The organism is Psychromonas antarctica (assembly GCF_022267535.1).
In the GTDB taxonomy this organism is placed as follows: domain Bacteria; phylum Pseudomonadota; class Gammaproteobacteria; order Enterobacterales; family Psychromonadaceae; genus Psychromonas; species Psychromonas antarctica.
On the sequence record NZ_JAHNZV010000010.1, the window covers coordinates 63,971 to 74,767 of the forward strand.

General features: G+C 41.5%; 9 protein-coding genes. 7 read left to right on the forward strand and 2 right to left on the reverse strand.

The features are described from left to right. The first annotated feature begins 19 nt into the window (after positions 1 to 19). The 5 genes from KSO91_RS04700 (at position 20) to luxS (ending at position 4,531) form a co-directional block, all read left to right on the forward strand. Complete coding sequence (locus tag KSO91_RS04700) at positions 20 to 1,126, forward strand: sodium ion-translocating decarboxylase subunit beta (RefSeq protein WP_275113912.1); 1,107 nt, start codon at positions 20 to 22, stop codon at positions 1,124 to 1,126. A gap of 120 nt (positions 1,127 to 1,246) precedes the next feature. Then, positions 1,247 to 1,663 (forward strand): YqaA family protein, encoded by a 417-nt coding sequence (locus KSO91_RS04705; RefSeq protein ID WP_238741792.1) that lies wholly within the window; start codon positions 1,247 to 1,249, stop codon positions 1,661 to 1,663. A 77-nt stretch (positions 1,664 to 1,740) separates the two neighbouring features. After that, complete coding sequence (gene gshA / locus KSO91_RS04710) at positions 1,741 to 3,318, forward strand: glutamate--cysteine ligase (protein ID WP_238741793.1); 1,578 nt, start codon at positions 1,741 to 1,743, stop codon at positions 3,316 to 3,318. Positions 3,319 to 3,376: 58 nt separating this feature from the next. Then, on the forward strand, positions 3,377 to 3,985 hold the full coding sequence (locus KSO91_RS04715; RefSeq protein ID WP_420830926.1) for a transglycosylase SLT domain-containing protein: 609 nt from the start codon (positions 3,377 to 3,379) through the stop codon (positions 3,983 to 3,985). Positions 3,986 to 4,021: 36 nt separating this feature from the next. Further along, complete coding sequence (gene luxS / locus KSO91_RS04720; protein WP_238741795.1) at positions 4,022 to 4,531, forward strand: S-ribosylhomocysteine lyase; 510 nt, start codon at positions 4,022 to 4,024, stop codon at positions 4,529 to 4,531. A 36-nt stretch (positions 4,532 to 4,567) separates the two neighbouring features. On the opposite strand, the gene KSO91_RS04725 is transcribed toward luxS, so the two are convergent. Then, complete coding sequence (locus KSO91_RS04725; RefSeq protein WP_238741796.1) at positions 4,568 to 5,845, reverse strand: HlyC/CorC family transporter; 1,278 nt, start codon at positions 5,843 to 5,845, stop codon at positions 4,568 to 4,570. A 330-nt stretch (positions 5,846 to 6,175) separates the two neighbouring features. On the opposite strand from KSO91_RS04725, the gene KSO91_RS04730 reads away from it, so the two are divergent. Next, positions 6,176 to 7,930: a glycoside hydrolase family 36 protein gene (locus KSO91_RS04730; RefSeq protein WP_238741797.1), complete on the forward strand. Its 1,755-nt coding sequence runs from the start codon at positions 6,176 to 6,178 to the stop codon at positions 7,928 to 7,930. Positions 7,931 to 8,041: 111 nt separating this feature from the next. On the opposite strand, the gene KSO91_RS04735 is transcribed toward KSO91_RS04730, so the two are convergent. Further along, positions 8,042 to 8,833: a cytochrome C assembly family protein gene (locus KSO91_RS04735; RefSeq protein ID WP_238741798.1), complete on the reverse strand. Its 792-nt coding sequence runs from the start codon at positions 8,831 to 8,833 to the stop codon at positions 8,042 to 8,044. Between the two features lie 168 nt (positions 8,834 to 9,001). On the opposite strand from KSO91_RS04735, the gene ffh reads away from it, so the two are divergent. Beyond that, positions 9,002 to 10,411, forward strand: coding sequence for a signal recognition particle protein (ffh, locus tag KSO91_RS04740; protein ID WP_238741799.1), 1,410 nt, complete (start codon positions 9,002 to 9,004; stop codon positions 10,409 to 10,411). The last annotated feature ends 386 nt before the right edge of the window (positions 10,412 to 10,797 follow it).

Below are 10,797 nucleotides of genomic sequence, written 5' to 3' on the forward strand. Positions count from 1 at the left end.
TGGATTAACTACACTTTGGATGGAAACAGGTATCGCTAATTTTGAGTGGCCTGATTTGGTGATGATTGCTGTTGGCAGTTTATTATTGTACCTCGCAATTGTTCGTCAATTCGAGCCTTTGTTATTATTACCGATTGGCTTTGGCGCAATTTTAGCCAATATTCCCAATGCCGGTTTTACGGATCAAGGAGGGCTGCTTTATTATATTTATCACATTGGCATTGAAACCGGGGTTTTCCCATTAATTATCTTTATGGGGGTTGGGGCGCTGACTGATTTTGGCGCGCTGATTGCAAATCCTAAAACCTTATTATTAGGTGCGGCTGCGCAATTTGGTATTTTTGCGACCTTATTTGGTGCGCTGCTACTTAACTTGATTCCGGGATTTGATTTCTCGATGGCTGATGCTTCTGCGATTGCAATCATTGGTGGTGCAGATGGCCCCACGGCAATCTTCCTCGCATCAAAACTTGCGCCGGATCTATTGGGTGCGATTGCTGTTGCCGCATACTCCTACATGGCGCTGGTGCCGATTATCCAGCCACCCATCATGCGTGCGTTAACGACACAAGCTGAACGTGAAATAAAAATGGAGCAGTTACGTCCTGTAAGTAAAAAAGAAAAAATTATTTTTCCGCTGGTCGTTTTGTTTTTAACTATCCTATTTTTACCTGCTGCAACCCCCCTTGTCGGGATGTTCTGCTTAGGTAACTTAATGCGTGAATCTGGGGTTGTTGATCGTTTAAGTTCCACCTCACAAAATGAGTTGATTAATATCGTTACTATCTTCTTAGGTTTAGGGGTGGGTTCAAAATTATCAGCAGAGCACTTTTTAAACTTAGAAACATTAGGTATTTTAGCGTTAGGCGCCATTGCTTTTTCTATCGGCACCGCGGCTGGCTTATTAATGGCAAAATTGATGGGGAAATTTTCAAAGACCCCGATCAATCCGCTGATTGGTGCGGCCGGTGTTTCGGCTGTTCCAATGGCCGCTCGTGTTGCTAATAAAGTGGGCTTAGAGGCAAACCCGCATAACTTCCTGTTAATGCATGCGATGGGGCCTAATGTTGCCGGTGTGTTAGGCAGTGCTGTTGCTGCGGGTGTACTACTCGCATTGGTTGGCTAAGCACTTTAGCGGTTAATAGATATTTTCTATAGCCGTTATCATTGAAGAGGCAAAATGCATCTTGAAGTAACATGGGTATAGGCTACTTATTTAAGTGGCCTTTTTTATACTGAGGCCGCTTTGTCTTACGAATTATTAGCTTTGTTTAGCAGTGCATTTATTTCTGCCACGTTGTTTCCCGGCGGTTCGGAATTATTGCTTATCTATTATCTTAACAATAATCCCGCAGATCCCTGGGTGTACTTTTTTGTTGTGACTCTGGGTAATAGCTTGGGCGCGTTGGTGACCTATTTTATGGGGTACTATTTTTACTGGGGAAGAAAGGCGGCTAAAAGCAAGCAACAAAATGCATGGTTATTTTGTCAGCGATATGGCAGCCCTGCCTTATTACTCAGCTGGCTGCCTATTGTTGGTGATTTATTACCCTTGGCTGCTGGGTGGTTGAAATTACCTATTGCGCGATCCGTGTTGTTGATTGTCAGCGGAAAAGCGCTTCGTTATGGTGTCATTATATGTACTACTATGTATTTGTTATAAAATAGTTAAAGCTTGTAAAACAGTTCTTTTTTAAGGTATTCTGCTAACACTTTTTAGTTACTTCAAAGGGTCTGCAATTGTCTCTCGATTACCAGCAACGTTTAACCATTATTGGCCAACAACCACTAGCACTTGTCGACTTTGGTCGCGGAATTGAGCGCGAAGCGCTACGCGTCGACTCTGCTGGCAAGTTATCGCAATATAGCCATCCAGCTGCTTTTGGTAGTGCATTGTGCCATCAATCAATTACCACTGACTTTTCTGAAAGTCTGTTGGAATTTATTACTCCTGTCGCTAATAGCCCGACGCAACTGCTTGCCTACCTCAATGATATACACCATTACGCAGCTAAGAATTTAGAAAACAATGAAACATTGTGGCCCATCAGCATGCCCTGTTTTGTTGAAAAAGAAGATAATATTACCCTTGGGCAGTATGGGACTTCTAATGTTGGCTTAATGAAAACCGCTTATCGACAAGGTTTAAAAAATCGCTATGGTAGCATGATGCAAGTTATCGCTGGCGTGCATTATAACTTCTCATTACCGGAGAAATTCTGGCCGACTTGGAGTGAAATACATAAGCTGGATTTACCTGAAAAAGATATTAAATCAGTCGGTTATTTAGGACTTATTCGTAATTACCTGCGATATGGCTGGGTGATTCCTTTTCTATTTGGTGCCTCTCCCGCTCTATGCCAGTCATTTCTTCAGGATAAAAAAACCGACCTGAAATTTAAAAAAATAGGCAAAGGAACCATCTATTTACCTTATGCTACTTCACTGCGTTTAAGCGATCTCGGTTATACAAATAGTGGTCAGTCATCATTAAATATTAGTTATAACTCACTACATAATTACCTCGCTTCAGTGCGTCAGGCGTTAGAAAAAAAATCGCCAGCATTTAAAGTGTTGGGTATAAAAAAAGACAATGAGTATGTGCAGTTAAACGATAATATTTTGCAGATTGAAAATGAACTGTATGCATCAATTCGCCCTAAACGTGTTTCACAAGGCAATGAAACCCCCTCTCAAGGCCTTAAAAATAGGGGCATTGAATATATTGAAATACGCTCATTGGATGTTAATCCTTTTTCAAAGGTGGGCATTACTGAAGAGCAGGTTGATTTTCTGGATCTGTTTTTAACTTGGTGTGCGATTATACCTTCAGAACAGATGTCAGATGAACAGTCATCTCATTTTGCCAGTAATTTCAATAAGATCGTCACTCAAGGGCGTGCGCCTGATTTAACGCTTGAAATTGATGGTTGTGAACAAAATGTTGCACAGTGGGGGGCATGGATCACTGCGCAGTTAAAAGAACTCGCAATTGTTTTTGATAAAAATGAAAACAGTGATCATTATCGGCAAGCAATAGACCATATTACCCCCCGTTTTAGCGAGCCTGAATTAACCAGCTCTGCGCGGGTATTGCAAATAATTAAAGAAAAAAACACTGACAATGGCGTGCTGGCATTAAGTTTGTCGCAAACTTATAAAGCAGAATTAATTGCCCAAGAATACCAAATTTGGTCAGATCAACACTTCGAGCAGGAAAAACTGAACTCATCGCAAAAACAGCAAAAAATTGAAAGCGAAGATGCATTGGATTTTGATCAGTATCTGCAAGAATATTTCATCCAAGCAGAAAAATAGCACTGTATTTTCTGTTTGGTAAAGTTGATTCGGGCGCAAGGGAAGAACATAAATGGATATGAAAAGTAGATCAATCTTTGTTTGTTGTGCAATTTTTTTAACGGCTTGCGCAACGCCTCCGCCTAAAAATCCTGATAATATTTGTGAGATATTTTTCGAGCATCGCGATTGGTATGATGCATCAAAAGAGATGAAAGATAATTGGGGTACTCCGATTCATGTGCCCATCGCTATGATGTATCAAGAGAGCAGTTTTAGGCATAATGCCTCACCACCTATGCAATACTTTTGGTTTATTCCGATTGGCAGGGCAAGTGATGCCTACGGTTATGCCCAAGCAAAAACAATGACTTGGGATGATTATCAACGCGAAACCGGTAACAGTTGGGCGGATCGTGATGATTTTGCCGATGCGCTCGATTTTATGGGCTGGTTTACCAATAAAACGCACCAAATAAATGGCGTCTCCAAGTGGGATGCCTATGGTCAATACCTCAACTATCATGAAGGCTGGGGAGGATATAAAAAAAAGAGTTACACTAAGAAACCTTGGTTAATTAAGGTTTCCAGAAAAGTGGATCACCGCGCCAAGCAATATGCAACCCAGTTACGTGGTTGCCAAGAAAATTTAGATTCAAGTTGGTTGTGGCGATTGTTTTTCAATTAAAGAGCACGACTTTATACCATGATAAAAGGAAATAAAATGCCATTATTAGATAGTTTTACCGTCGACCACACCATTATGAACGCGCCAGCAGTGCGCATTGCCAAATCAATGCAAACACCCAATAAAGATACCATTACAGTATTTGATTTACGTTTTACTGTGCCTAATAAAGCTATCTTATCAGAGAAAGGGATTCATACTCTTGAGCACCTTTACGCGGGGTTTATGCGTAACCATTTAAACGGCGATAGTGTAGAAATTATTGATATTTCACCGATGGGCTGCCGCACTGGTTTTTATATGAGTTTAATTGGTGTACCAACTGAAGAACAGGTTGGTGAGGCTTGGTTAGCTTCAATGTTTGATGTGTTAGCAGTGCAAGATCAAAAGGATATCCCCGAACTCAATGAGTATCAATGCGGTACCTATTTAATGCACTCATTAACGGAAGCTAAAGCCATTGCGCAAGGGATTATTGATGCGGGTATTGGTGTTAATAAAAATCAGGATATTTCACTCAGTGAAGCGCAGCTAAAACAACTATAAGCGATAAGCTGACAGCCATTAGTCGAGAGTTGTCAGCTATTTATCCTGCTCGCGGTACAAATGCGGGATCACTTTTACCAGTTTGACCATATTATTTTCAACTTCTAAAATTTCCATCGGATAACCACAGATTCGTGTACTTATTTTACCCGTTGGAATCTCCTCAAGATGTTCTAGAATCAACCCGTTCAGAGTGCGCGGTCCATCCGTCGGTAATTCCCATCCCATCTCTTTATTAATATCTCGAATCCCCAAACTGCCTTCAATAATATAAGAATTATCCTGCTGCTTGTAAATCTCTTGTGAACTGTGGGGTTCATGCGTCGTGGTAAAATCACCGACAATCTCTTCCAAAATATCCGCTAGAGTGACTAGTCCTTGTATATCACCATATTCATCAACCACCAAACCGATACGTTCTTTATTATATTGAAATTTAATCAACTGTGTATTAAGCGGCGTGCCTTCAGGGATAAAATACAGTGGTCTGACACTGCGCAGTAGCGTTGTTTTGGTAAAATCCTCTTTGAGTAAAATAAGTAGAGAATCGCGGGCATGGACAAAACCAATCGCGTCATCAATAGTATCGCGATATAACAAAGTCATGGTGTGACTGCGGTGTTTTAACTGCTTAAGTATGGTATCCCATTCTTCGTTGATATCAATTGCCGCAATCTCATTACGGGGGATCATAATCTCATCGACCGTCACTTTTTCAAGCTCCAGAATACTCAATAACATCTGTTGGTGATGAGCTGGAATCATGCTGCCGGCTTCATGCACGACTGAGCGTAATTCGTCACTTGAAAGAGCATTATCACTTTGGTGCCTGACATTTACTCCAAATAGACGCAGTAAGCCATTAGAGATGCCATTAATTAGCCACACCAGCGGGTTTAGTATTTTTTGTAATGGGCGCAGGATAAATGAACTTGGGAAGGCGATCTTCTCTGGGTAAAGCACCGCTAGTGTTTTCGGGGTGATCTCAGCAAAAATAAGAATGACTAATGTTAATATACCTGTGGCGATGGCAATACCGGCATCACCAAATAAACGTTGCCCAATGATGGTCGCTAGGGCAGAGGCAAGAATATTAACTAGGTTATTGCCGATTAAAATTAATCCAATTAATTTATCTGGTTGATCTAACAGTTTTTCTACACGCATTGCGACTTTGTTTTTATCTTTTGCAAGATGACGTAATCGATAACGATTAAGTGTCATCATGCTTGTCTCAGAACTTGAAAAATAAGCTGAAATCACAATTAACACAACAAGAGTGATCATTAATGCACTGGTTGGAATATCGTTCAATGTATTCTCTTTTTAAATGGGCTAACATTTGTCAATTAGTGATATTAGCGAATAAAAAAGCATAAAACAAAGATGTTTTCCAATATCATCCTATTCAACTGAAAAAATTCAATTTTAAGCTATTTTTTGAATCTCTTTTTTTTAAATAAGAGGAGATAAATATAAAGTCTGCAAAGTGACGAATGAAATCGAGATGTGCAATGTTATTATTAAATTCGCACGCTTGGGGAATGGTCGACTTCTGCACATCAATATAGACTGTCAGCGCCTATTCTTGTCTCATGAAATGCACTTGTTTTTAACACTGCTTCCCTATTGGAGTTTATTATATTGTTTCAATCAATTACCGCACAGATCCAAGACTTTAAGCGTTATGCCCTGACGACCATCCCGCGACAAGCTTTGTCATTATGGATGACGTGTCAATGGCAGCAAAGTAGTTGTCAGTGGCAACTCAATAGTAGTGCTAAGCATTCCATTAAAATTAAAGAAATTGTTTTGTTTGACGACGTGCTTGCACTTTCTGCTGATTGTCCTTTCTACGGGGAGGGCTTTCAGATGCTGGCACAAACGGGGGGAACAATAAGTCAACCGCAAGCAATTGGACGTTGTCCTGATGACAGTCATTACCGTATTCCCAGTGAAGCAGGGTTCCATAGTAGTTATAACTATATTTTATTATCGCCACGGGAAAATCATCATATCTTATTAGGCTTTTCCTCCTGCTTCCGATTTAGTGGTACATTTCGTTTATCTGCCAATGGACGTTTAAAAATCATCGTAGATTGTGAAGATCTACCTTTAGCGGGTTTTAGCCATTGGCAGGGTGAGTTACTGGTCATACTAGAAGGGACTGAGCCTGCACTTTTATTACACCAATATGGACAGTTAATTAATCAAAATCATGTTGCTCGAAAGCAATCTTTACAGTCCCAGAATACACCCTCTGGCTGGTGTTCTTGGTACCATTATTATGCAGATTTGCATGAAGCGGATATCAGTGAAAATTTACAGCAAATGAGACAACAGTTCACCGCGCTTGATTATCTCTTGATTGACGATGGTTATCAGGCGTATATGGGCGATTGGTTAACACCTTCACCACGCTTTGGCGCAGGGTTAGCGGGAATCGTTGAGCAGATCCATCGCGCGGGTGTGAAACCCGCATTGTGGGTCGCACCGTTTATTGCTGAAGGGAATTCCGCTATTTTTAAGCAGCATCCGGATTGGTTTGTCAAAGACGAGAATGGCGCGCCCCTTGCGGCTGAAAAGGTGACTTATGGTGGCTGGCGCTGTACCCCTTGGTATGTGCTGGATGGCACACATCCACAAGTACAAAAGCACCTGAAAACATTAATGCGTTATCTCCACCAAGCCTTAGGGATCACGTTATTTAAACTCGATGCCAATTTCTGGGGCGCTATTCACGGCGGTTATTTCTACGATCCAACCGCTACGCGAATAGAAGCTTACCGCCGCGGTATGGCGGCTATTTGTGAAGGCGCGGGAGAGAGTTTTTTATTAGGCTGCAATGCGCCACTTTGGCCATCCTTAGGCATGGTTAATGGGATGCGGGTTGGCGATGATGTAGAGCGCAATGGGGATCGCTTTTATCAAATCGCTCAGGAGATTTTACATCGCAGCTGGCAAAATCAGGTGTTATGGATAAATGACCCAGATTGCATCACCCTTGAAAATGTTCAGCAGCAAATCGCGACGCCAGAGCAGTACCGTTTACATCTGTTAACTGTGCTCGCTTGTAATGGTTTACTTGTTGCTGGTGACCGCCTCGCGGGTCTAAGTGAAACTAGTCGGGAGCAGTTAGCTAAGCTACTTAACAATGAGTTTGCTGGGTTGCCTACAGAATTTAAAAATCGCGATTTTAGGCATGCTACGATAGTTAAAGGCAAGGCGACACTGCATCTCTTATTTAACTGGGAGAATGACGCTGTGGTGATTAATCTGCCCGTCGAGGCGGCACAAAAAGCACAAGGATTCTTCGGGGACGAATTACTATCAGCATCAGTAAATAAAGTGTCAGTTCATATAGCGGCGCGTTCTGCTGCCGCTTTAATCATCAAGTAACTTGCGCGCCTTTATTTGCAACTCAATGGAAAAGTCAACATCCGCCAATGGATAACTACTGGCGAATGTTTACTTGCTTGTGGCTATCTCTCTGAGCAACAGCGCGGCTATTTAACTGAGTATGATCTCCTGCACAATGCGGCTGCCAAAATAAGCTAACGTCAGTAATGAAGAGCCAACAATCGTGATGTAAATGATCAAACGTCCTCGCCATCCCTTACTATAATGGCCCCATAATAAGACCCCATAAATAACCCACGCAATCATAGATAAGATGGTTTTATGCACCTCACCTTGTACAAACATATCTTCTATAAAAATAAAACCAGTGAGCAACGCGCCGCTTAATAAAATATAACCGATTAGAATAAATTGGAATAGACTTTTTTCCAAAGTCATCAATGGTGGCATGTTTATTTTGGTTAATGGTAGTTGACGGTTCTTTAAGCGGTAGTTGAGGTAGGCCAGTTGCACAGCAAATAAACTCGCAATGCTCAATATAGAGTAAGCTAATAACGCCAAAATGATATGCGTGGCTATTTGTGGCTGAGTTTCTAAATGGGTAATGTAATCATTGGGCAAATAACTAACGGCAATAAAATTAGCCACAGTAAAACCGTAAACTATCGGCAGTAATACGCCTGTATTAAAACGTTTATTAGCGACAGTGGAAAGCAGTGAAATAATGAAGGTGACCAGCAGCAATACATTTAATATGGTAAGGTTTTGTCCATGTGACATGAAAATATTCTGGTATAACCAATTAGCATGACAAAAGAGTGCCGAAGCGATACTAATAAAAAAATAATGAGAGAGTGATTTACTCGGTGCAAAGAGTTGTATGGTGGCAATTGTCGCGGCCACTATATAAAAAATGCTACTGATCAGTGCAAAATAATCCATATCACCCTACATCATCATAATTAAAATTAAAGAGACATAATTATACGCAATGCATAACGCTTAAAACAGTATTTATCTGCTTTATTAGACACAACAGCAGTTAATACTGTTGTGAAAAAGCAGAATTGCGTATAATCCATTTTATTTTTTTAGCAACGAGAGCTGAGCATGTTTGAGAATTTAACCGATCGACTGTCGAAAACCCTGAAAAATGTCAGTGGCAAAGGACGCTTAACCGAAGATAATATTAAAGATACTCTGCGCGAAGTGCGCATGGCGCTATTAGAAGCGGATGTAGCTTTACCTGTTGTTCGTGATTTTATTAGTGCCATAAAAAAACGTTCAGTGGGTCAAGAGGTTGCTAAAAGTTTAAGTCCGGGTCAAGCATTTATTAAAGTAGTTCAAAATGAACTCGAATTAGCCATGGGCGAGGTCAATGAATCATTAGATCTTGCTACGCAACCGCCGGCAATATTATTAATGGCAGGTTTACAAGGTGCAGGTAAAACAACTTCGGTTGCAAAGCTAGCACGCTTACTGAAAAACCGAGATAAAAAAAGTGTGCTCGTGGTCAGTGCCGATATTTATCGTCCTGCTGCAATCAAACAGTTGGAAACGCTTGCCGCAGAAGTTGAAGTCGAATTTTTCCCAAGTGATATATCCCAAAAACCGATCGATATAGCGAATGCCGCTATTGACTATGCGAAAAAGAAATTCATTGATGTTGTTATTGTCGATACTGCAGGACGACTGCATGTAGACAGTGAAATGATGACGGAGATCAGCGATTTACATCGTGCAATCACGCCAATAGAAACACTGTTCGTTGTTGATGCAATGACCGGTCAAGATGCAGCCAATACAGCCAAGGCATTCAACGAAGCGCTTCCGTTAACAGGGATTATTTTGACTAAGGCTGATGGTGATGCGCGTGGTGGTGCGGCACTGTCGATTCGTCATATTACGGGTAAACCGATTAAATTTATCGGTATGAGTGAAAAAGTAGATGGTTTAGAGCCTTTCCATCCGGATCGTATCGCATCGCGTATTCTTGGTATGGGTGACGTTCTTTCGTTAATTGAAGAAATTGAAACCAAAGTTGATAAGCAAAAAGCGGAAAAATTAGCCAATAAACTTAAAAAAGGCAAAGGCTTTGATCTCGACGATTTTCGTGAGCAACTTGTACAGATGAAAAATATGGGGGGAATGGCCGGCATGATGGATAAGCTGCCGGGCATGGGGCAAGTACCTGATGCAGTCAAGAATCAAGTTAATGATAAAACCACCGAGCGGATGGAAGCGATTATTAATTCAATGACTAAAAAAGAGCGTATTAAACCGGAAATTATTAAAGGCTCTCGTAAACGCCGTATTGCAGCCGGATCGGGTACTCAGATTCAAGATATTAACAAATTGCTTAAACAATTTATGCAGATGCAGAAAATGATGAAGAAAATGTCTGCTAAAGGTGGCATGCGTAAAATGATGAGCAGTATGCAAGGCATGTTGCCACCAGGCATGGGAGGCTCCGGCGGTATGGGAATGCCTCCTGGTTTAGGTAGCTTTAAAAAGAAATAATCAGCGCTTATGGTTGTGATTTAATTAAGCCTCTTGAGTTGTTAGTTCAACCGAGAGGCTTTTTAACATTTAGTTAGCTTCGCTAACGGGTGCTAATGCGGTGTGGAGCGAACTGAACGACAGTTCAGGATCATGAGCGGATAAGCTCTGCGCATCCTATTTTTAGTCCACCAAGTCACAACCCCATGCGGACTGAAGTCCGCGCCCCAGAACGAAACCACAATGCGAGACTAGCCTAACCAAGGGGCGTGGAGCGAATTGAACGACAGTTCAGGATCATGAGCGGATAAGCTCTGCGCATCCTATTTTTAGTCCACCAAGTCACAACCCCATGCGGACTGAAGTCCGCGCCCCAGAACGAAACCACAATGCGAGACTAGCCTAAC